Origin of the sequence: Bradyrhizobium sp. STM 3566 (genome assembly GCF_045571445.1) — a bacterium.
In the GTDB taxonomy this organism is placed as follows: Bacteria; Pseudomonadota; Alphaproteobacteria; order Rhizobiales; family Xanthobacteraceae; genus Bradyrhizobium; species Bradyrhizobium vignae.
Window position 1 is genome coordinate 386,049 of the sequence record NZ_CP120692.1, and the last position, 21,091, is coordinate 407,139.

Below are 21,091 nucleotides of genomic sequence, written 5' to 3' on the forward strand. Positions count from 1 at the left end.
AGCCGGGGCATGACACTGTCTGTGTGGCGTCAAACCGCACGCCACACACCCCTTAATGCAAATGCAACAGATGCGGCCACCACAGGCCGAGCGCGGTCATGATCAGGCCGGCGAGCGTCAGCACGCCGCTGACATAGGCGAGCGCGAACATGCCGGTGATGATGGTCGCCGACGCCAGCACGATGCCGATCTGGAAGGCCGCCGACGCCAGCTCGAAGTGATGGTACTTCGCGGTCGCCTCGTCGCGCTCGTGCTCGGCATGCTTGGCCTTCTCGGCGAGCTGCTCGGTGCCTTCGCCGGTCTCGGGCTCGGAGCGGTAGCGCTGCGCGGTCTTGGTCCAGTCCTCGACCTGTTTCTGTACCGACGCCTTCAGCGCGTCATCGCCGGTGCCGGCGAGCGTCAGCTTGCCCTGCTCGGCCGCGGTCTGCACGACGGTGCGGCGGATGCTCTTGGCCTGGAAGAATGCCCAGAGATTGGCGGCCTCGACGTTCTTGCTGATCGATTCGGTCTGGGCGCCCTTGCCGAGCGTCTCCGAGATCGCAAGGAACAGCGCCAGCACGGCGATCAGAAGGGCGATCTTCTTGTTCGAGCCGGACGCGTGCTCGGCGTGCTCGGCATGCTCCATGCTTTCATGTGCGCTCATATGTCCTCCTGTCTGGTTCCGCACGATTGACCCAACCGCGGGTGCCGCGCAAGAGGCATGCGCGGGATGACAGCTTGATGTCAGGATTCACCGCCGCGGATGCGCGCTGGCATAGACTTCCAGCAGCCGCTCGGAATCGATGCCGGTGTAGACCTGCGTGGTCGAGAGCGAGGAGTGGCCGAGCAATTCCTGGATGGCGCGGAGGTCGCCGCCGCGCGACAGCAGATGCGTGGCGAAGGAGTGGCGCAGTGCGTGCGGTGTGGCGCTGTCGGGAAGTCCCAGCGCGCCACGCAGCCGCTCCATCGCGAGCTGGATGATGCGCGGGCTGAGCGGCCCGCCGCGCGCGCCGACGAAGATCGGCCCTTCCGCGGGCAGCGAATACGGGCACATCGCGACGTACTCCTGCACCAGCTCGAGCACGTTCTGCAGCACCGGCACCATGCGGGTCTTGTTGCCCTTGCCTGTCACGACCAGCACGTCGCCTTCGCCGGGCCGCGGCACCTCGCGGCGCTTCAGGCCGAGCGCTTCGGAGATGCGCAGGCCCGAGCCATAGAGCAGCGCCATCACGGCGGCATCGCGCGCGAGAATCCAGCTCTCGCGTTCCTCGCCGGCGCGCTCGTCGGCGTCGGCAAGACGCTTTGCCGATGCCATCGGCAGTGGCTTCGGCAGGCTTTTTGCGACTTTTGGCGCGCGGATGGCCGACAATGCGCCGACCTTGCCTTTGCCCTCGCGCTCCAGAAAACGTCCAAACGAACGCAGCCCCGCGAGCGCGCGCATCAGGCTCCGGCCGGCAATGTCGTCCGCCCGGCGCATCGCCATGAAGGCGCGGATATCGGTGGCTTCGAGCGCCGCGAACCGTTCGAGCGTGACCCGCTCGCCCCAATGGGCACAGAGGAAATCCAGGCACTGCCGCAAGTCGCGGCCATAGGCCTCCAGCGTCTTCGGCGACAGTCGCCGCTCGGCGCCGAGATGCGACAGCCAGCGCGCCATCTCCTGCGTGATCGAGGGATCGGCGCTGGCGAGCTCGATGTTTGGGGCGGCCGCTTTGCTCATGCGCTCTGGACGTGGTGATTCCGCGCAGTATATCGCATCACACCAGTTTACTGTTCGCTAAGGTCGCCCCGCGGCGCTAGCCTCGCACTCCGGGTTCCGATTCTCCCTCCAAAGACTGTTGATGGATCACACCTCGCGCAGCAGCACCGCCCCCGCCAACGCGACCCGCATGGTCGACGTGCTGGTGCCGGTCGCGCTCGACCAGACCTATTCCTACAAAGTGCCGCGCGGCATGGAGCTGAAGGCGGGCGATCTCCTCAGTGTGCCGCTTGGGCCTCGCGAGGTCCTGGCCGTGGTCTGGGGCGAAAACGCCAACCCGGATCCACGCCTGCACAATCGCCTCAAGGAGGTCGGCGAAAAGCTCGATATCCCGCCGCTCAAGCCCGAGCTGCGCCAGATGGTCGACTGGGTCGCCAATTACACGCTGAGCCCGCGCGGCATGGTGCTGCGCATGTGCCTGCGCATGGGCGAGAATCTCGGTCCTGAGCGGGCGCGCGCCGGTGTACGCTTGGTCGGCGATCCCCCGAAGCGGCTGACGCCGGCGCGGCAGCGGGTGATCGCGCTGCTGTCGGACCGCCTGCTGCACGGCAAGTCCGAGGCGGCCAAGGAAGCCGGCGTCTCCTCGGGCGTGATCGACGGCCTCGTCGACGAAGGCACGCTCACGGTGGAGCCGATGCCGCCGCCTCCGCCGCCGCCGGCGCCCGATCCGGAATTCGGCCGGCCGGATTTCACGCCGCTGCAGCGCGCCGCGGTCGACACGATGCGCGCGCTGGCGGCCAACGGCACCTTCCACGTCGCGCTGCTCGACGGCGTCACCGGCTCCGGCAAGACGGAGGTCTATTTCGAGGCGGTGGCCGAGACGATCCGTCGTGGCAGGCAATCGCTGATCCTGATGCCGGAGATCGCGCTGACCGGACAGTTTCTCGATCGCTTTGCGCAGCGTTTTGGCGTGCGGCCGATCGAATGGCACTCCGAACTGACGCCGCGCACCCGCGCGCGCAATTGGGCGGCGATCTCCGCAGGGACTGCGCCGGTCGTGGTCGGCGCGCGCTCGGCGCTGTTTCTCCCCTATGCCAATCTCGGCCTGATCGTCGTCGACGAGGAGCACGACCAGGCCTACAAGCAGGACGATGGCGTGCACTATCACGCCCGCGACATGGCGGTGGTGCGCGGGCACATCGCAAAAATCCCGGTCGTGCTGGCGTCGGCGACGCCCTCGGTCGAGTCCGAGGTCAATGCGCGCAAGAACCGCTATCAGCGCATCGCGCTGCCCTCGCGCTTCGGCGGCCAGCACATGCCGCATATCGAGGCGATCGATCTGCGCCGCGAGCCGCCCGCGCGCGGCCGCTTCATCTCGCCGCGGCTTGCCGGCGAGATCAGGACCGCGATCGAAAAGCGCGAGCAGGCGCTCTTGTTCCTCAACCGCCGCGGCTATGCGCCGCTGACGCTCTGCCGTGCCTGCGGCCATCGCTTCGCCTGCACGATCTGCGACGCCTGGCTGGTCGATCACCGCTTCCGCCAGCGCCTGGTCTGTCACCATTGCGGTTTCTCGATGCCGCGCCCGCATCTCTGTCCGAACTGTTCGGCCGAGGAATCGCTGGTCGCCATTGGTCCCGGCGTCGAGCGCCTGCAGGAGGAGGCGGCGGCGTTGTTCCCGGAAGCGCGCACCATGGTGCTGTCGAGCGATCTCATCACCTCGATCGAGACGATGCGCTCCGAGCTTGCCGAAATCGCGGAGGGCCGCGTCGATATCATCATCGGCACGCAGCTCGTGGCAAAGGGTCACAACTTCCCGCGGCTCAATCTGGTCGGCGTGGTCGATGCGGATCTCGGTCTGTCCAATGGCGATCCGCGCGCGGCGGAACGGACCTGGCAATTGCTCAACCAGGTGATCGGCCGTGCCGGTCGCGAGCAGGGCCGCGGCGTCGGCTATCTGCAGACTCATCAGCCCGATCATCCCGTGATGCGGGCGCTCGTCGCCTGCGACCGCGAGGCCTTCTACGACAGCGAGATCGATCTGCGCGAGAAGACGCTCTATCCGCCGTTCGGCCGGCTCGCGAGCCTGATCATTTCCGCAGGCGACCGCCCGAGTGCCGAAGGTCTCGGCCGCAAGCTCGTCGCGCTCGCGCCCCGCGACGAGCGCGTCGTGGTGCTCGGCCCGGCCGAAGCCCCGCTCGCCGTCATCAAGGGCCGCTACCGCTTCCGCATCCTGGTGAAATCGGCGCGCGGTTTCGATCTCTCGGACTACTTGCGCAACTGGCTCGCCGTCTGCCCGAAGCCGACAGGCAATCAAAAGCTCGAAGTCGACGTCGATCCGCAGAGCTTTTTGTAGGGGCTAAAGCGCGATGAGATTTGGATGAATCGTCATCGCGCTTCAGCTTGTTGTTTACGCATGATCTTTCCGGAAAACCGCTTCGCACTTTTCCGGATCATGCTTTAGGCACACTCTCTCCACGTCATTGCGAGGAGCCCTTGCGACGAAGCAATCCGGAGTCCTTCCGCGGAAAGATGCTGGATTGCTTCGCTTCGCTCGCAATGACGTGGGAGAGGGGCGGTGGCCAAACAAAAAGCCCGCGGTCCCCCAAGACCACGGGCTTGTTTCAGGCGCGCATCAAACTGATGAAAACTGCGCGTGTAAGGCGAACGCCTTAGGAGACGACTTCCGCGGTGACGCGGCCGACGCCGGCGCCGGTGAGGCCGATGGCGCGGGCAGCGCCGGTGGAGAGGTCGAGGACACGGCCGCGAATGAACGGACCGCGGTCGTTGATGGTGACGATCACGCTCTGGCCGCGATGGGTGACGCGCAGCTTGGTGCCGAATGGCAGTGAACGGTGCGCCGCGGTCAAGGCGTTCTGGTTGAAGCGCTGACCCGAGGCGGTCCGGCTGCCGGACTCGTTGCCGTAATAGGAGGCCATGCCGGAGAAGCTGTGGCCGGTGCCGGAGGTCGGCGTCATCGACGCATTGGCATTCCGCCAATCGGAGCTCGCGTTGGTGTCAGCTTGGGCGTGGTGGCGGTGATGATGCCGGTGATGCCTGGATTTGGCGGAAGCCTCGGTGGCAGTTCCACCGACGAGGAGAGTTGCGGCAACGAAAGCGATCGCCGTGCGCGGCCGGGTCACAGAGCCCAGCGTCTTCAAAGACAGCATTTATCGGTCCCTAAGCTAGTATTGCCACATATGTGGCTAGTGGAGCCCCCATCAGTTTGTGAGCGGGTTGGCATTTCGATTCCTAATGCGGCGTGAATTAGGCAGTAAATCCGCGATGTTTGGTCATGAAATATCTTGTTACCGCCGCGCGATATTCGGTCGACGTGCCATATTCTTCGGCTTTAACGATTTATTAACCTATTGATTACTTGGGATTACTGTAAAGCCAAGTCATCGGCGCGACCATTTAGAATTCGGTAAGTATTCGGCGGGTGGAACTGGCGAGGCCGGATTCACGCCTCAGTGATCCGTGTTCATGGCCGCTATGCGCTGGCGGCAGGAACCAATGGAGAGGTCGCGACCGGGCTCACGCCCATTTTCCGCGACGTGGGAGGACATCGGCGCCAACTCGTCGCCGTCGCTCGCGAGGCCTCCCCGGCTGCGACGAACTGGCGACAGAACCTCATGCCTTTAATTTGGCGTCATGTTGCACCTGCGCGCCTGCTATGTTAGCAAAGCCGCGATTTTAACGAGCCCGGCACCTCCCGTGCTGGTCGAAAATCGAAGTCCCGCTTGAATTCCAAGGGCTTGGATCGCTAGGCGCCGCTTTGTGGCGACGGTTTTTCCCTTGCGAGTTTGACAGCATAAAGAGCGCGTCTGTGGCTGCAGAAGATACGTCCGTTTCAGGTGTGTCCGGCCGTTATGCAACGGCCTTGTTTGAACTGGCCCGCGACCAGAAAGTGGTCGACGAGGTCAAAGCCGATCTCGACAAATTCGATGCCCTGCTGAATGAGAGCGCCGATCTCAAGCGTCTCGTCCGCAGCCCGGTGTTCGCGGCGGACGCCCAGTCCCGGGCCCTCTCGGCCGTGCTGGACAAGGCCGGTATCGCCGGCATCACCGCCAACTTCCTGAAGGTGCTGACCGCCAACCGCCGCCTGTTCGCGGTGGCCGACGTCATTCGCGCCTATCGCGCTCTCGTCGCCAAGTTCAAGGGCGAGACGACGGCCGACATCACCGTCGCCGAAGCGCTCTCGGACAAGAATCTCGATGCCCTCAAGGTTGCCCTGAAGTCGGTGACCGGCAAGGATGTCGCGCTGAACGTGAAAGTCGATCCCTCGATCATCGGTGGCCTCGTCGTCAAGCTCGGCAGCCGCATGGTGGATGGTTCGCTTCGCACCAAACTCAATTCGATCAAGCACGCGATGAAAGAGGCAGGCTGATGGACATCCGCGCCGCGGAAATTTCCGCGATCCTCAAGGACCAGATCAAGAATTTCGGCCAGGAAGCTGAAGTCTCCGAAGTCGGACAGGTGCTGTCCGTCGGCGACGGTATCGCCCGCGTCTACGGTCTGGACAACGTCCAGGCCGGTGAAATGGTCGAGTTCGAGAACGGCACCCGCGGCATGGCGCTGAACCTCGAAACCGACAACGTCGGTGTCGTTATTTTCGGTGCCGACCGCGAGATCAAGGAAGGTCAGACCGTCAAGCGCACCCGCGCCATCGTGGACGCGCCGGTCGGCAAGGGCCTGCTCGGCCGCGTCGTCGACGCGCTCGGCAACCCGATCGACGGCAAGGGCCCGATCCAGGCCGAGAAGCGCATGCGCGTCGACGTCAAGGCGCCCGGCATCATTCCGCGCAAGTCGGTGAACGAGCCGATGGCGACCGGCCTCAAGGCGATCGACGCCCTGATCCCGATCGGCCGCGGCCAGCGCGAGCTGATCATCGGCGACCGCCAGACCGGCAAGACCGCGATCGCGCTCGACACCATCCTGAACCAGAAGCCGCTGAACGCGCAGCCGGACGAGAACATCAAGCTCTACTGCGTCTACGTCGCAGTCGGCCAGAAGCGCTCCACCGTCGCTCAGTTCGTGAAGGTGCTGGAGGAGCAGGGTGCGCTCGAATACTCGATCGTCGTCGCTGCCACCGCGTCCGATCCCGCGCCGATGCAGTACATCGCGCCGTTCACCGGCTGCACCATGGGCGAGTACTTCCGCGACAACGGCATGCACGCGGTCATCATCTATGACGACCTGTCCAAGCAGGCCGTCGCCTATCGCCAGATGTCGCTGCTGCTGCGCCGTCCGCCCGGGCGCGAAGCCTATCCGGGCGACGTGTTCTATCTGCACTCCCGCCTGCTCGAGCGCGCGGCGAAGCTGAACAAGGACATGGGCTCGGGCTCGCTGACGGCGCTGCCGGTCATCGAAACCCAGGCCAACGACGTGTCGGCCTACATCCCGACCAACGTCATCTCGATCACCGACGGCCAGATCTTCCTGGAAACCGACCTGTTCTTCCAAGGCATCCGTCCCGCCGTGAACGTCGGTCTGTCGGTGTCGCGCGTCGGCTCCTCGGCGCAGACCAAGGCCACCAAGAAGGTCGCCGGCAAGATCAAGGGCGAGCTCGCGCAGTACCGCGAAATGGCGGCCTTCGCGCAGTTCGGCTCCGACTTGGACGCCTCGACCCAGCGCCTGCTCAACCGCGGTTCGCGCCTGACCGAGCTCCTGAAGCAGCCGCAGTTCTCGCCGCTGAAGATGGAAGAGCAGGTTTGCGTGATCTGGGCCGGCACCAACGGCTATCTCGATCCGCTCCCGCTCAATAAGGTGCGCGCGTTCGAGGACGGCCTGCTCTCGCTGCTGCGCGGCAAGCACGCCGACATCCTCACCGCGATTCGCGACAGCCGCGATCTCTCCGACGACACCGCTGCCAAGCTGAAGTCGGCGGTCGACGGCTTTGCGAAGAGCTTCGCTTAAGCGGCATCATGGCCGGGCAAAAGCGCGAAGCGCGTCTTCGCATTTGATGTACCGGCTATCGACGTGTGAGGCGGTACGTGGATGCCCGGGGCGAGCCCGGGCATGACGATTGGGGTAGGCTAGCGGCTTGATCCGAGAGATCGAACCGCCGGGGTGAACGAAGAATGGCGTCACTTAAAGACATGCGCGTCCGCATCGCCTCCACGAAGGCGACGCAAAAGATCACCAAGGCCATGCAGATGGTCGCGGCCTCGAAGCTGCGCCGTGCGCAGACCGCGGCGGAAGCGGCGCGTCCCTATGCCAACAAGATGAGCGCGGTGATCTCCAACATCGCCAGCGCCGCGGCGGGCTCGCCCGGCGCGCCCAAGCTGCTGGCCGGCACCGGCAGGGACCAGGTGCACCTGCTGCTGGTCTGCACCGGCGAGCGGGGCCTGTCCGGCGCCTTCAACTCCTCCATCGTGCGTCTGGCCCGCGAGCGCGCTTTGGCGCTGGCCGCGCAGGGCAAGGAAGTGAAGTTCTTCTGCGTCGGCCGCAAGGGCTACGAGCAGCTCCGCCGCCAGTTCGACAAGCAGATCGTCGAGCATCTCGATCTGCGCAGCGTGCGCCAGCTCGGCTTCGTCAACGCCGAGGACATCGCCAAGAAGGTGCTGGCCCGTTTCGACGCCGGCGAGTTCGACGTCTGCACGCTGTTCTACGCGCAATTCAAGTCGGTGATCGCACAGGTCCCGACCGCCCAGCAGATCATTCCGCTGGTTGTCGAGGAAGGCGGTGCGAACGGCAGCGCGACCTCTTACGAATACGAGCCGGAGGAGGACGAGATCCTCACGCGCCTGTTGCCGCGCAATCTCGCGGTGCAGATCTTCCGCGCCCTGCTCGAGAACAACGCTTCGTTCTACGGTGCGCAGATGTCGGCGATGGACAACGCCACCCGCAACGCCGGCGAGATGATCCGCAAGCAGACGCTGGTCTACAACCGCACGCGTCAGGCCCAGATCACTAAGGAACTCATCGAAATCATCTCCGGCGCAGAAGCAGTCTGACCGGACACGAAATTCGGATCGAAGGAGACAGTAAATGGCTACAGCAGCCACACAGATCGGTCGCGTTACCCAGGTCATGGGCGCCGTCGTCGACGTGCAGTTCGAAGGCCACCTGCCGGCCATTCTCAACTCGCTGGAGACCAAGAACGGCAACAACCGCCTGGTGCTGGAAGTCGCGCAGCATCTCGGCGAGTCGACCGTCCGTACGATCGCGATGGACGCCACCGAAGGTCTGGTGCGCGGTCAGGAAGTGACCGACACGGGTCAGCCGATCTCGGTTCCCGTGGGTGATGGTACGCTGGGCCGCATCATGAACGTCATCGGCGAGCCGATCGACGAGGCCGGTCCGATCAAGTCGGAAGGCACCCGCGCGATTCACCAGGAAGCGCCGACCTACACCGACCAGTCGACCGAAGCCGAAATTCTCGTCACCGGCATCAAGGTCGTCGACCTGCTCGCGCCTTACGCCAAGGGCGGCAAGATCGGCCTGTTCGGCGGCGCCGGCGTCGGCAAGACCGTGCTGATTCAGGAGCTGATCAACAACGTCGCGAAGGCGCACGGCGGTTATTCCGTGTTCGCCGGCGTCGGCGAGCGTACCCGCGAGGGCAATGACCTCTATCACGAGTTCATCGAGTCCAAGGTCAACGCCGATCCGAAGAATCCGGATCCCAGCGTGAAGTCGAAGTGTGCGCTGGTGTTCGGCCAGATGAACGAGCCGCCGGGCGCCCGCGCCCGCGTCGGCCTGACCGGTCTGACCGTCGCCGAGCACTTCCGCGACCAGGGCCAGGACGTGCTGTTCTTCGTCGACAACATCTTCCGCTTCACGCAAGCCGGTTCGGAAGTGTCGGCGCTGCTCGGCCGTATTCCTTCGGCGGTGGGTTATCAGCCGACGCTCGCGACCGACATGGGCGCGCTGCAGGAGCGCATCACCACCACGCAGAAGGGTTCGATCACCTCGGTGCAGGCCATCTACGTGCCGGCCGACGACTTGACCGACCCGGCGCCCGCCACCTCGTTCGCGCACTTGGACGCCACCACGGTGCTGTCGCGCGCGATCTCGGAAAAGGGCATCTATCCGGCGGTGGACCCGCTCGACTCGACCTCGCGCATGCTCTCGCCGCTGGTCGTCGGCGAGGAGCACTACGCCGTCGCCCGTCAGGTCCAGCAGGTGCTGCAGCGCTACAAGTCGCTCCAGGACATCATCGCCATTCTCGGCATGGACGAGCTTTCGGAAGAGGACAAGCTGACGGTGGCCCGCGCCCGCAAGATCGAGCGCTTCCTGTCGCAGCCGTTCCACGTCGCCGAAATCTTCACGGGCTCGCCGGGCAAGTTCGTCGAGCTCGCCGACACCATCAAGGGCTTCAAGGGCCTGGTCGAAGGCAAGTACGATCACCTGCCGGAAGCTGCCTTCTACATGGTCGGCACCATCGAAGAAGCCGTCGAGAAGGGCAAGAAGCTGGCGGCGGAAGCGGCCTAAGCCTTCTCATCTCGTCATCGCCGGGCTTGACCCGGCGATCCATCAAAGAGATTTTTGATGGATGGACCCGCGGGTCGAGCCCGCGGGTGGCAAGCGGAAAAACGGATAACCCATGGCCACCTTCCACTTCGATCTCGTCTCTCCGGAAAAGCTCGCCTTCTCGGGTGAGGTCGACCAGGTCGACATCCCCGGCATCGAGGGTGATTTCGGCGTGCTGGCGGGACATGCGCCGGTCGTGGCTGCGATCCGGCCGGGCATTCTCACCGTGACCACGGCTGGCCGCCACGAAAAGATCATCGTGCTCGGCGGTCTCGCCGAAGTCTCCGACAGGGGCCTGACCGTGCTCGCCGACGTCGCGACGTCACTGGCCGAGCTCGACCGTGCCCAGTTCGCCGAGACGATCGCGGAGATGGAAGAGAATCTGAAAGAGCACGAAGGCAGCGAGCTCGATCAGGCCATTGCGCGGCTCGACCACTTCAAGAGCATCCAGCAGCAGCTCAGCTCCACGGCTATGCACTAAGCCCCGGGGCACCGCTCCGGGGCTCGAACAGACATTCCTGCAAAGGCACCCTTCAACAGGCTCAGCGCTCGTCACCACCGTGGCGGGCGCTGAAACTTTGTTGCACCGCGTCGCTGATGGCGGCATTCTGCCTCGCGGATTGTTCCGGGGGCCGGTGGCAGATGAAACGCAAGATCGCAGCGATTTTCGCGGCCGATATTGCCGGCTATTCGAGGCTGGTCGCGGAAGACGAAGAGGAGACGCTGCGGCGTCTCGCCTCCTATCGCGAGGTCGTCGACGATTTCATCGCCAAGGCCGGCGGGCGCATCTTCAACACGGCGGGCGATGCCGTGCTCGCGGAATTTCCGAGCGCGGTCGATGCCGTGCGCTGTGCGATCGACATCCAGGAAAGCTTGCGGACCCGCAACATGGCCTATCCGCCGAGCCGGCAGATGTCGTTTCGCATCGGCATCACCATCGGAGACGTGGTCGAGCGCGATGGCGACCTCCTCGGCGACGGCGTCAACATCGCGGCGCGGCTGGAGGGACTCGCCGAGGTTGGCGGCATCTGCGTCTCCCGCGCGGTGCATGAGCAGGTTGCCAACAAGCTGTCGGTGCAGTTCGCCGATATCGGCGCGCAGGAGGTCAAGAACATCCCGACGCCGGTGCACGCCTACATGGTGGCAATGCGGCGCGAGGACGGGAGCTATGCCAAGCCGCAAATGAAGAAGGCGGCCTCCAAGGTGGCCGCCGCGCCGGTTTGGATGTGGCCGCTGGTCGTCGCCGTGGTCTCGATCGTCGGGATCGTCGTCACCGGCTTCCTCTACAACGCCAAGCTCAAGCAGACCGCGCGTGTGGCAGCGCCGCCGGCCCCGACAAGCGCCGTGCCGTCCGCCAATGCAGCGGCGACGAGCCCGGCGCCGACCGAGGTCGCAAAGGCGCCGGTGGCGTCACCGAACGCCGCCGCCGCGATGGCTCCGATGCCATCACCATCCGCCTCGCCCGTGGTCGGCAAGTTTGCAGCCGACAACGTGCCCTTCATCAACGAGCGCGTCCGCAACTTCCTGGCGGGGGATTATTCCGCGGCCGGCGACTACAAGGCCTTCGCGCTCAATGTCGGCGGCTCCACCGGCTCGGCGTTGAACCAGCCGAACGAGGAGGCCGCACGCAGCATGGCGCTCGAGCAGTGCCAGAAGCGCGCCGATGCGGCGCAATCGCCGCGGCGCTGCGAGCTCTATGCGGTCGGCAATAACGTCGTCTACACGCACGGCAAGCCGCCAATGCCGCCGCAGCCTTGGGTGCGGCACGATGCGATGGTCGAGCGGCCGTTCGTGTCGAAGGATTTTCCGATGGTGCGCGACGCCGGGAAAGTCCGGCTCGAGAACATGTTCGTGCCGGCGGCGAAATCCCGCTCGGTCGCACTCGGCCCGGGCGGGCAATATTTCATGGTGCTGGGCGCATCATCCGACGAGGACGCGGCGCGGCGCTCCCTGGAATCGTGTGGCGCGATTGCCGGCGTTGCCTGCCTGGTCGTCGCGATCGACGACAATTTCGTCGTGCCGATCCCGACCTTGTTCAGGATCACCGGCTTCTTCCATGCCGCCTCCAGCGCCTCGATCGTGGCAGAGGCGCGCGGCGAAGTCGTACGCAAGCTCACCGACGTCATGGGCTGGAACGCCGTCGCCGTCGGCACCGCAGGCCGCCCCGGTCTCGGCCTGAAGGCCGCCGACGAGCAGACCGCCGTCAACACAGCCCTCGCCGATTGCGCCAAGCGCGACAGCGATTGCCACGTCATCGCCATCGGCCCGTTCACGGTGGGACCAATCAATTAAATTTAGTACTTGCTCCGATTGGGCTCGATTAACGCTCCGATGAAGGTGTGTTCCCCTCCCTTGTGGGGTCGGGAAGGGAACGGAGCGAGCGGTGCCCTCACACGCAAATCTCCGCCGAAATTTCTCTCATGATTTCAACCCCATCTCTACTGTGCATGGGGTTGTTTTCGCAGTTTCAGTTTGCGAACGCCGCAAACTCTCGCGCCACCGCGCGGTAGACCTCACGGCGGAACGGCACCACGATGTCGGCGACGCGGTCGAGGCGCTCCCAGCGCCAGGCGTCGAACTCCGCGGGCTGGCCGTTGCGCGGTGTCAGCGGGTCGATCTCGTCGTCGCGGCCGGTGAAGCGCAGCGCGAACCATTTTTGGCGCTGGCCGCGAAACTTTGCGAGGCGATGCGTCTGCGGTCCGTCGTAAGGCGGGAATTCGTAGGTGAACCAGTCGGTCTCGCCGAGATAGTCGGCGCTCGCGACGTTGGTCTCCTCCCAGAGTTCGCGCATCGCTGCATCGCGCAGGTTCTCGCCCTCGTCGACGCCGCCCTGGGGCATCTGCCAGTCGAGGCCGGGCAGGATGATCTCGGGCCCGTCGCCCTTGAAGCGGTGGCCGATCAGGACGCGGCCATCGGTATTGAACAGGGCGATCCCGACGTTGGGGCGGTAAGGTTTGTCGTTGGTCACTTGCAAAGTGTCTCTCTTCGTCATTCCAGGGCGATGCGAAGCATCGAACCCGGCATCTCGAGGTCCCGGGTTCGATGCTTCGCATCGCCCCGGGACGACAATAGAGACTATTGCTCCGCCAGCGCGGAAAATTCCTGCACCACGCGCTCATAGACCGGGCGCTTGAACGGGATGATCAGCCCGGTCAGATTCTTCATCGGCTCCCAGCGCCAGCTCACGAACTCCGCCTTGTGGCCGCCGCCGCCGGGATTCTCGACGTCGATCTCGCTGTCCTTGCCGGTGAAGCGAACCGCATACCATTTCTGGCGCTGACCGCGGTAGCGGCCTTTCCAGGCGCGCCCGGCGACCGTGCGTGGAATGTCGTAAGTGAGCCAGTCCGGGATTTCGCCGAGCCGCTCCACCGAGCGTACACTGGTCTCCTCATAGAGCTCGCGCTTGGCGGCCTCCCAGGTGTCCTCGCCGGGGTCGACACCGCCTTGCGGCATCTGCCAGACATGGGTGTCGTCGACATGCTCGATGCCGCCGGCGCGGCGGCCGATGAACACCAGTCCCTTTGGATTGATCAGCATCACACCGACACAGGTCCGGTAGGGCAGATCCTCGTAACGCGCCATTCCGCCAGACCTCTTGCCTGCACTTGGTGGGCATGCCGGTCCCGCGGGACCCGTGCCGCCAATTCGTTGATTTAGCTGGATTTTGATTTCAGCATCGCGGTTGTCAATGGCACCAAAAGGATACCTCGGTCGCCCAATGTCCTGGTCCAGGCGCCGATGCGCTCGATCGAGACGGGCAGGGCGGAGGCCGTGCCGACAGCGATGCCGCGCTCGCGCGCCGTCGATTCGAGCTTGTTCAGGGCGCGGTCGATCTCGGCCGGGGTCGGCACCGCGTCGATCGCGATGTCGCCCTTGCCGAACGGTATTGCTTGGTTCGCCGCGGCCTGGGGTGCGATGCTGCGGGGCGAGGAGCCGTCGTCGAAGAAGCCGAGGCCGCGCTTGGCCGCCTCGCGGATGATCGGCTGCATCGCGGGCTCAGTCGCGATGAAGCGGGCGCCCATGAAATTGGTGAGGCCCGCATAGCCCTGCATCCGGCTGAGGTGCCAGTACAGGCGATCCATGTTCTGGTCGGCGCTGAGCGAGGTCAGCAGCGTCTGCGGCCCCGGATCGTTGTCGGGGAAGTCGTAGGGCTCCATCGGGATCTGCAGGAAGATCTCGTGGCGCTGCGCGCGAGCCCGTTCGGCGAGCTTGCCGGGGTCGGCGCCGTAAGGCGTGAAGGCCAGCGTCACCGCCGGCGGTAGCTTCATGATGGCATCCAGGGTCTTGGCGGCGCCGACTCCGAGGCCGCCGATCACGATCGCGACCACCGGCATTTTGGCGGCCCTGGCGCGGTCGGCGTCTGCCGCATAGACGTTGAACGGCTTCAGCCCGTCGGCGATCACCGGGATCATGCCGTAACGTGATTTCTCCAGCAGCTTCGGATTGATCCCGGCCATCACGGACGGCGGGGCGGAGGCTGCCTCGTCCTTCTCCGCAGCATCGCCAGCGCCGATCACCACGTCGTGGCGGGCGCCGGTGGAGCCGTCGATCATGGTGATGGTCTTCTGCTCACCGGAGGCGGCCTGCTTCGGCGTTTCCTTGGTGTCCCGCTTGCTCTCCTGGCTGGCCGGTCTCTCGTCCGTGGCCTTGTCGATCGTCCTGGGCTCGCTGATCGCGATTCGCGTCACCGGCTCGCCGCCGAGCGGATCCTTGTTGAAGATGGCGAAGCCGGCAAAGGTGACGAGGAACAGGCCGAGCAGGACGGCCAGCAGCTGCATGGCGGTGAACGGCAGCCGCAGCCGGCGTTTCCGGCGCGGCTTGTCCTGTCCGAGCGGCGCGCTCAGATCATCGGCCGTTTCAGTCATGCACGATCCCGAATCACTCATCCCGACGATACCACGGCGGGGTCAAGCGGCGGCAGGCCGGGAGAGGCCGGGGACGACGGGAGTTCCCAGCAAAAAGGGCGGCTTCAAGAAGCCGCCCTTGTCGTGAGATCGCGCGTGGCGCCGACTTAGTTCGCCGCTTTGGGCTTGTCGGTCGCGGCCTTGTTGTCGCCGCCCGGCGTCGGTGCGGCAGAGGCGCTGTTCTTGATGCCGTGGAGCAGGTCGCCGGCAAGCTTGAGCGCCTTGTCGTCCTTGGCATCCGGCGGGACGTAGGACTGCGAGCCGGTCTTCTCGTCGCCATCGTTCTTCAGATGGCCGCGCAGCGAAGCCTCGCCCTTGGTGTCGGTGCGCGACTTCAGCTCGTCCGGCACGTCCTGCAGCACCTCGATGTCCGGGACGATGCCCTTGGCCTGGATCGACTTGCCCGACGGCGTGTAGTAGCGCGCGGTGGTCAGCCGCAGCGCACCGTTGCCCGAGCCGAGCGGGATGATGGTCTGCACCGAGCCCTTGCCGAACGAGCGCGTGCCGACGATGGTCGCGCGCTTGTGGTCCTGCAGCGCGCCGGCGACGATTTCCGACGCCGAGGCCGAGCCGCCATTGATCAGCACGATGACGGGCTTGCCCTTGGTCAGGTCGCCCGCATGCGCGGTGCGGCGCTGGGTCTCCTCGGCATTGCGGCCGCGGGTCGAGACGATCTCGCCCTTCTCCAGGAACGAGTCGGAGACGGTGACCGCTTCCTCGAGCAGGCCGCCCGGATTGTTGCGGAGGTCGATGATGTAGCCCTTCAGCTTGTCGCCGATCTGATTCGAGAGATTGCCGATCTCGCGCTTCAGGCCTTCGGTGGTCTGCTCGTTGAAGGTGGTGATGCGGATGTAGGCGATGTCATCCTGCTCGACGCGCGCGCGCACCGAGCGGACGCGGATGTTGTCGCGCACCAGGGTGACGTCGATGGGATTGTCCTGGCCCTTGCGGATGATCTTGAGCTTGATCTTGGTGTTGACCGGACCGCGCATCTTCTCGACCGCCTGGTTCAGGGTCAGGCCCTGCACCGCCTCGTCGTCGAGATTGGTGATGATGTCGTTGGCCATGATGCCGGCGCGCGAAGCGGGCGTGTCGTCGATCGGCGAGACCACCTTGATCAGGCCGTCTTCCATCGTGACCTCGATACCGAGGCCGCCGAACTCGCCGCGGGTCTGCACCTGCATGTCGCGGAAACTCTTGGCGTCCATGTAGCTCGAATGCGGATCGAGGCCGGTGAGCATGCCGCTGATGGCGGATTCGATCAGCTTGGTGTCGTCGGGCTTCTCGACATAATCGGAGCGCACGCGCTCGAAGACGTCACCGAACAGATTGAGCTGGCGATAGGTGTCCGCGGTCGCGGCCCTTGCGCTGGAGCCCATGAAGACCGCGCGCGGCTGGGTCACGAACAGCGTCAGCGCCGCGCCGGTAGCCGCGCTGAGGAGGATTACTGAAGTCTTGCGCATCATCCGCGAACCTTCTCGCCTTCATTTGCGGCCCACCATGGGCCTGGATCGATTGGAGTACCGTCTTTACGGAACTCGACATACAGCACAGGTTGACTCGCGTTCGTGGCGAGAATGGAGGCGACTTGAGAGGTCGACCCCATGGTCGCGACCGGCTCCCCCGTGAGCACAAACTGTCCGATGTTGACCGAAATGCGCTCCATCCCGGCGATCAGGACATGATACCCGCCCCCGGCATTGAGGATCAAGAGTTGTCCATAGCTGCGGAACGGGCCGGCGTACACAACCCAGCCATCGCACGGCGTCGTGACCTGGGAGCCGGGCTTGGTCGCCAACGAAATGCCCTTCTGGACCCCGCCGACGCCGTCGGAACCGCCAAAATCCCTGATCTTGTTACCGTTAACCGGAAGCGGCAGGAGGCCCTTGGCCGACGCGAAGGCGATCGCTGGGGTGGTGCGGGATTTATCCTTGAAAGCGCCCGGACCGGACTTGGCACTGGTATTGGCGCTGGCAGCCGCCTTGGCTTCGGCCTGCTTTGCAGCCTCGGCCGCCTTCTCGGCCGCCTTGGCGGCGCTTTGCAGGTCCTGCTCCATCTTGGCGATCAGCCCCTGGAGATCGCCGACCTGCTTTGACAGCGCGAGGGCGCGCGAATTCTCGGCGTCCAAGTCCTTCTCACGCGCCGCCTGCTGGCGCTGCCGCTCGTCGACCAAAGCGGTGAGCCGGGTCTGGTCGTTGCGGACCTTGTCGCGGTCGGAGGCGAGCTGGTCGCGCTCGGTGGCGATGGTCTTGCGCAAGGTCACGAGCTCGCCGAGCTCGCCCGCGATTTTCTCGGCGCGGCTGCGCAATTCCGGGACAACGGCGCCGAGCAGCATCGCCGTGCGCAATGACTGCAGCGCATCTTCGGGCCGCACCAGCAGCGCGGGCGGCGTGCGCCGGCCGGCGCGCTGCAAGGCCGCCAGCACCTCGACGATGTCGGCACGGCGCGAATCGAGCGAAGCGCGCATCTGCTGCTCGCGGCCGTTCAGCGCGCGCAGCCGCGCCTCGGCCTCGTCGATCCTGCTTTCCAGCGTGCGCACATTGGCGGCCGTCTCGATCAGCTGCTGATTGAGCTGGGTGCGATCCTGGCCGAGCGCGGTGATCTCGGCCTTGAGCTTGGCTTGCGCTTCCTCCGCGCTCTTCTGTCTCGCGCGCGCGGCTTCCAGCTCCTGCTCGCGCTGCTTGATCGCATCGGGCGAGACCGCCGCGGTTTGTGGGGGCGTCGCCGTTTGAGCTTGCGCGAAGCTTGCACCGGCAACGCCAGTGATCAGCAGCAGGTTGAGGAGCGGCGCTCGCATCGTGTCGGCAAAGGTGCTCGTTGTGGCGCACATCACGCGCGGTGATAGGGATGGCCGGCCAGGATGGTGGCGGCCCGATAAAGCTGTTCCAGAAGCATGACGCGGACCATTTGGTGCGGCCAGGTCGCAGAGCCGAACGCGATCGCAAGCTTGGCCTTACGGCGCAATTCGGGCGAAAGTCCGTCCGCCCCTCCGATCAAGAAGATGGTATGTCCGGCGCCTTCGTCACGCCAGCGCGCCAGATGCCGTGCGAATACGGTGGAGTCGAGATTCTGGCCGCGTTCGTCCAGTGCCACCAGGATCGACTTTTCCGGAATATGCGCCGAGATCGCCGTGGCCTCTTCGGCCATCCGTGTCGCCGCATCGCGTGCGCGGCTTTCGGCAATTTCGTGGATGCTGAGCTCGCGGAATCCAAGCTTGCGGCCGGCCTCCTCGAACCGCTCGAAATAGCGGTCGGCAAGCTCCCGTTCGGGGCCCTGCTTCAGTCGGCCCACCGCAATGACAGCAACACGCATGATTTCAGAGTCGCGTTGACAAGACCGCGCGCAACGAGCGCGCGCACGACGCTAGCATGCGCGTCAGCCGATTCGAAATCGGCTCAATGAGCCTAGATCGCCTTCGCCGCCCCTGGGCCCTGCGTGTACAATCGCTCGAGATTGTAGAACTCGCGGACCTCGGGTCTGAACACGTGCACGATCACGTCGCCGGAATCGATCAGCACCCAGTCGCAATTGGGCAAGCCCTCGACATGGATGTTCTTGATGCCGGTTTCCTTGAGGCTCTTCGTCACGTTCTCCGCGATCGCGCCGACGTGCCGGTTCACCCGGCCGGTGGTGACGATCATGTAGTCGGAATACGCCGATTTGCCGCGAAGGTCGATGGTGACCGTCTCTTCCGCCTTCATGTCCTCGAGGCGGGAGAGGATCAGGCTCAGCGTCTTGTCGGCGTCGGGTTGCGCCTTCAAGGCCACAGCTTTGGTCGATGTTTTACGCGCAGGCTTGGCAACCTTGGGTAAAACAGGCTTGGACAATACAGATGCGGTCAGGGACCATTCCTTTCACTGTATCGCGAACGCCGAATCCGGCGCTCACTGGCTACACTACATCATGTGGGGTTAAGGGTTTCAATATGCCAGAGAGCTCCCAGCCCGCACACTTTTCGTCTCACTTCGTACCTTTCCAGCTCCCGTCCGGGTTCCGTAAGCCCGTCGAGGAGAGATTCAGCTTCAATCCGGTCAGGAATACCCAGGCCGGCGCCGGCCGATCTGCAAGCAGGGCCGCCTTGTGCTCGGGCAGACGGTAGCGCGATAGCGCCTGGGCGGCGGGCGAGCTGAGGGCGCGAAAGCTCTGTGGCGGACGATCGATCACTGCCATCGGCACCTGGGCGGCGATGCGCCGCCAGTCCTGCCAACGATGGAATTGAGCGAGATTGTCGGCGCCCATGATCCAGACGAAGCGCAAGCCAGGGAAACGGCGGCGCAAGGTGTTGATCGTGTCGATAGTATAGCGGGTGCGAATGACGGATTCGAGACAGCTCACCTCGATGCGCGGATCGTTGGCGACGTCGCGCGCCGCCTGCATGCGCGCGCCGAGCTCGTGCAGATTGCCGTTCTCCTTGAGCGGATTGCCAGGCGTGACCAGCCACCAAATGCGATCGAGCTGCAATCGCTTGAGCGCGAACCGGCTGATCGCGCGATGCGCCTGATGCGGCGGATTGAACGAGCCGCCGAGCAGGCCAATGCGCATACCCTCCGCATGGGGAGGGACTGCTTGCGCCACAAAACGCGGCACGACGAAATTGTTGCTCAATGCCCGCCCTGCAACCTTGCTTACGGCCGCGTTTGCCCTGTGCCGTGAACGCGATATTTGAAGCTCGTCAACTGCTCGGCGCCGACCGGGCCGCGGGCATGGAAGCGGCCGGTGGCGATGCCGATCTCGGCGCCGAAACCGAACTCGCCGCCATCGGCGAACTGCGTCGAGGCGTTGTGCAGCACGATCGCGGAATCGACCTCGCTGAGGAATTTCTTCGCCGCACGCTCGTCGGCGCTCACGATGGCATCGGTGTGATGCGAGCCGTGGTTCTGGATATGCGCGATCGCACCGTCGACGCCGTCCACCACCTTCGCCGCGATGATCGCGTCGAGATATTCGGTGTCCCAATCCTCGTCGTTTGCAGGCTTGACGCGCGCATCCGCTTTCTGCACGGCGTCGTCGCCGCGCACTTCGCAGCCGGCATCGAGCAGCATCTCGACCAGCGGCTTCAGGCTCGATGCAGCAGCGGCGCGATCGACCAGCAGCGTCTCGGCCGCGCCGCAGACGCCGGTGCGCCGCATCTTGGCATTGAGCACGATCGACTTCGCCATGGCGAGGTCGGCGCTGGCATCGACATAGACGTGGTTGACGCCTTCGAGATGCGCGAACACAGGCACGCGCGCTTCCTGTTCGACGCGCGCGACGAGGCTCTTGCCGCCGCGCGGCACGATCACGTCGATGGCCCCGTTCAACCCTGACAGCATCATGCCGACCGCCGCGCGGTCGCGCGTCGGCACCAGCGTGATCGCAGCTTCAGGCAGGCCGGCTTCGCGCAGGCCCTGCACCAGGCAATCATGGATCGCGCGGCAGGAGCGGAAACTGTCCGAGCCGCCGCGCAGGATCACGGCATTGCCCGACTTCAGGCACAGCACGCCGGCATCCGCCGCCACGTTCGGACGGCTCTCGAAGATCACGCCGACGACGCCGAGCGGCACCCGTACGCGCTCGATGGTCATGCCGTTCGGCCGCTGCCAGCTCTCCGTGACGACGCCGATCGGATCGGCAATGCCGCGCACGATGCCGATGCCCTCGGCCATCCCTTCGACCCGCGCCGGCGTCAGCGTCAGGCGGTCGATGAAGGCGGAGGTCGCATTGGCGGAGGCGCGGGCCTCCGCGACGTCCTCGGCATTGGCAGCAAGGATCGCCGCGGAGTTCGCCCGGATCGCCCGTTCCATGGCTTCGAGCGCCCGGTTCTTCTGCTCCGGCGGCGCCAGCGCCAGCACGCGCGCGGCAGCGCGGGCTTTGGTGGCGAGATCGGACATCAGCGCCAAGAGATCGCCAGTCCGATCGGCATTGCCGTCAACGGCTTTGAGGGGGGCGGCCATGGGGTCAAACCTTCTGCTAAGGCAGTGTCCTAGCACGGAAATCCCGCTTTTGCGAAGGGCGGGGAGGGTATGGCAGGGCTTCGGGCGGCGGCGTTCCGACCAGGTCA

Annotated in this window: 19 protein-coding genes; 7 read left to right on the top strand and 12 right to left on the bottom strand. The window is 65.1% G+C overall.

Annotated features, from left to right (window positions below):
* Positions 1 to 52 precede the first annotated feature (52 nt).
* Positions 53 to 643 carry a DUF4337 domain-containing protein gene (locus P6U27_RS01835; protein ID WP_122400412.1) on the bottom strand — a complete coding sequence of 197 codons (591 nt, stop codon included), beginning with the start codon at positions 641 to 643 and terminating at the stop codon, positions 53 to 55.
* 87 nt (positions 644 to 730) lie between these two features.
* On the bottom strand, positions 731 to 1,696 hold the full coding sequence (locus P6U27_RS01840) for a tyrosine recombinase XerC (protein ID WP_122400413.1): 966 nt from the start codon (positions 1,694 to 1,696) through the stop codon (positions 731 to 733).
* Between the two features lie 121 nt (positions 1,697 to 1,817).
* Here P6U27_RS01840 and P6U27_RS01845 point away from each other — a divergent pair, with 121 nt between their 5' ends.
* On the top strand, positions 1,818 to 4,028 hold the full coding sequence (locus P6U27_RS01845; RefSeq protein ID WP_122400414.1) for a primosomal protein N': 2,211 nt from the start codon (positions 1,818 to 1,820) through the stop codon (positions 4,026 to 4,028).
* A 316-nt stretch (positions 4,029 to 4,344) separates the two neighbouring features.
* Here the strand turns inward: P6U27_RS01845 and P6U27_RS01850 are convergent, their stop codons facing one another.
* The gene (locus tag P6U27_RS01850) at positions 4,345 to 4,842 is read right to left on the bottom strand and encodes a septal ring lytic transglycosylase RlpA family protein (protein ID WP_122400416.1); all 498 of its coding nucleotides are present in this window, start codon (positions 4,840 to 4,842) and stop codon (positions 4,345 to 4,347) included.
* A 659-nt stretch (positions 4,843 to 5,501) separates the two neighbouring features.
* Here P6U27_RS01850 and P6U27_RS01855 point away from each other — a divergent pair.
* The 6 genes from P6U27_RS01855 (at position 5,502) to P6U27_RS01880 (ending at position 12,439) form a co-directional block, all read left to right on the top strand.
* Positions 5,502 to 6,062 (top strand): F0F1 ATP synthase subunit delta, encoded by a 561-nt coding sequence (locus P6U27_RS01855; protein WP_122400417.1) that lies wholly within the window; start codon positions 5,502 to 5,504, stop codon positions 6,060 to 6,062.
* Positions 6,062 to 7,591: a F0F1 ATP synthase subunit alpha gene (gene atpA / locus P6U27_RS01860; protein ID WP_122400418.1), complete on the top strand. Its 1,530-nt coding sequence runs from the start codon at positions 6,062 to 6,064 to the stop codon at positions 7,589 to 7,591. The genes P6U27_RS01855 and atpA overlap by 1 nt, the downstream gene beginning before the upstream one ends.
* Positions 7,592 to 7,755: 164 nt before the next feature.
* A complete protein-coding gene (locus P6U27_RS01865; RefSeq protein WP_122400419.1) occupies positions 7,756 to 8,631 on the top strand; it encodes a F0F1 ATP synthase subunit gamma in 876 nt (291 codons plus the stop codon).
* 34 nt (positions 8,632 to 8,665) lie between these two features.
* Positions 8,666 to 10,108 carry a F0F1 ATP synthase subunit beta gene (gene atpD, locus P6U27_RS01870; RefSeq protein ID WP_122400420.1) on the top strand — a complete coding sequence of 481 codons (1,443 nt, stop codon included), beginning with the start codon at positions 8,666 to 8,668 and terminating at the stop codon, positions 10,106 to 10,108.
* Positions 10,109 to 10,220: 112 nt separating this feature from the next.
* Positions 10,221 to 10,628, top strand: coding sequence for a F0F1 ATP synthase subunit epsilon (locus tag P6U27_RS01875; protein WP_122400421.1), 408 nt, complete (start codon positions 10,221 to 10,223; stop codon positions 10,626 to 10,628).
* A gap of 161 nt (positions 10,629 to 10,789) precedes the next feature.
* Complete coding sequence (locus P6U27_RS01880; protein WP_407193593.1) at positions 10,790 to 12,439, top strand: adenylate/guanylate cyclase domain-containing protein; 1,650 nt, start codon at positions 10,790 to 10,792, stop codon at positions 12,437 to 12,439.
* A gap of 175 nt (positions 12,440 to 12,614) precedes the next feature.
* On the opposite strand, the gene P6U27_RS01885 is transcribed toward P6U27_RS01880, so the two are convergent.
* The 9 genes from P6U27_RS01885 to P6U27_RS01925 form a co-directional block, all read right to left on the bottom strand.
* Positions 12,615 to 13,115, bottom strand: a complete 501-nt coding sequence (locus P6U27_RS01885; RefSeq protein WP_122406324.1) for an RNA pyrophosphohydrolase — start codon at positions 13,113 to 13,115, stop codon at positions 12,615 to 12,617.
* A gap of 107 nt (positions 13,116 to 13,222) precedes the next feature.
* On the bottom strand, positions 13,223 to 13,729 hold the full coding sequence (locus P6U27_RS01890) for an RNA pyrophosphohydrolase (protein WP_407193594.1): 507 nt from the start codon (positions 13,727 to 13,729) through the stop codon (positions 13,223 to 13,225).
* A 71-nt stretch (positions 13,730 to 13,800) separates the two neighbouring features.
* Positions 13,801 to 15,012, bottom strand: a complete 1,212-nt coding sequence (locus P6U27_RS01895) for a divergent polysaccharide deacetylase family protein (protein ID WP_122400424.1) — start codon at positions 15,010 to 15,012, stop codon at positions 13,801 to 13,803.
* A 146-nt stretch (positions 15,013 to 15,158) separates the two neighbouring features.
* Complete coding sequence (locus tag P6U27_RS01900) at positions 15,159 to 16,517, bottom strand: S41 family peptidase (protein WP_122400425.1); 1,359 nt, start codon at positions 16,515 to 16,517, stop codon at positions 15,159 to 15,161.
* The gene (locus P6U27_RS01905; protein ID WP_122406325.1) at positions 16,514 to 17,848 is read right to left on the bottom strand and encodes a murein hydrolase activator EnvC; all 1,335 of its coding nucleotides are present in this window, start codon (positions 17,846 to 17,848) and stop codon (positions 16,514 to 16,516) included. The genes P6U27_RS01900 and P6U27_RS01905 overlap by 4 nt, the downstream gene beginning before the upstream one ends.
* A 32-nt stretch (positions 17,849 to 17,880) precedes the next feature.
* The gene (rlmH, locus tag P6U27_RS01910; RefSeq protein ID WP_407193595.1) at positions 17,881 to 18,363 is read right to left on the bottom strand and encodes a 23S rRNA (pseudouridine(1915)-N(3))-methyltransferase RlmH; all 483 of its coding nucleotides are present in this window, start codon (positions 18,361 to 18,363) and stop codon (positions 17,881 to 17,883) included.
* 92 nt (positions 18,364 to 18,455) lie between these two features.
* Positions 18,456 to 18,812: a ribosome silencing factor gene (gene rsfS / locus P6U27_RS01915; RefSeq protein ID WP_092289999.1), complete on the bottom strand. Its 357-nt coding sequence runs from the start codon at positions 18,810 to 18,812 to the stop codon at positions 18,456 to 18,458.
* Positions 18,813 to 19,011: 199 nt separating this feature from the next.
* Positions 19,012 to 19,656 (bottom strand): nicotinate-nucleotide adenylyltransferase, encoded by a 645-nt coding sequence (locus P6U27_RS01920; protein ID WP_162500066.1) that lies wholly within the window; start codon positions 19,654 to 19,656, stop codon positions 19,012 to 19,014.
* A gap of 20 nt (positions 19,657 to 19,676) precedes the next feature.
* Positions 19,677 to 20,984 (bottom strand): glutamate-5-semialdehyde dehydrogenase, encoded by a 1,308-nt coding sequence (locus P6U27_RS01925; protein ID WP_122400427.1) that lies wholly within the window; start codon positions 20,982 to 20,984, stop codon positions 19,677 to 19,679.
* Positions 20,985 to 21,091 lie beyond the last annotated feature (107 nt).

Bases quoted from the DNA above. Each gene is read 5' to 3' on its own strand.
- P6U27_RS01835 (WP_122400412.1), bottom strand. From the start codon at position 643: ATGAGCGCACATGAAAGCATGGAGCATGCCGAGCACGCCGAGCACGCG.
- P6U27_RS01840 (WP_122400413.1), bottom strand. From the start codon at position 1,696: ATGAGCAAAGCGGCCGCCCCAAACATCGAGCTCGCCAGCGCCGATCCC.
- P6U27_RS01845 (WP_122400414.1), top strand. From the start codon at position 1,818: ATGGATCACACCTCGCGCAGCAGCACCGCCCCCGCCAACGCGACCCGC.
- P6U27_RS01850 (WP_122400416.1), bottom strand. From the start codon at position 4,842: ATGCTGTCTTTGAAGACGCTGGGCTCTGTGACCCGGCCGCGCACGGCG.
- atpA (WP_122400418.1), top strand. From the start codon at position 6,062: ATGGACATCCGCGCCGCGGAAATTTCCGCGATCCTCAAGGACCAGATC.
- P6U27_RS01865 (WP_122400419.1), top strand. From the start codon at position 7,756: ATGGCGTCACTTAAAGACATGCGCGTCCGCATCGCCTCCACGAAGGCG.
- atpD (WP_122400420.1), top strand. From the start codon at position 8,666: ATGGCTACAGCAGCCACACAGATCGGTCGCGTTACCCAGGTCATGGGC.
- P6U27_RS01875 (WP_122400421.1), top strand. From the start codon at position 10,221: ATGGCCACCTTCCACTTCGATCTCGTCTCTCCGGAAAAGCTCGCCTTC.
- P6U27_RS01880 (WP_407193593.1), top strand. From the start codon at position 10,790: ATGAAACGCAAGATCGCAGCGATTTTCGCGGCCGATATTGCCGGCTAT.
- P6U27_RS01890 (WP_407193594.1), bottom strand. From the start codon at position 13,729: ATGGCGCGTTACGAGGATCTGCCCTACCGGACCTGTGTCGGTGTGATG.
- P6U27_RS01895 (WP_122400424.1), bottom strand. From the start codon at position 15,012: ATGACTGAAACGGCCGATGATCTGAGCGCGCCGCTCGGACAGGACAAG.
- P6U27_RS01900 (WP_122400425.1), bottom strand. From the start codon at position 16,517: ATGATGCGCAAGACTTCAGTAATCCTCCTCAGCGCGGCTACCGGCGCG.
- P6U27_RS01905 (WP_122406325.1), bottom strand. From the start codon at position 17,848: ATGCGAGCGCCGCTCCTCAACCTGCTGCTGATCACTGGCGTTGCCGGT.
- rlmH (WP_407193595.1), bottom strand. From the start codon at position 18,363: ATGCGTGTTGCTGTCATTGCGGTGGGCCGACTGAAGCAGGGCCCCGAA.
- P6U27_RS01925 (WP_122400427.1), bottom strand. From the start codon at position 20,984: ATGGCCGCCCCCCTCAAAGCCGTTGACGGCAATGCCGATCGGACTGGC.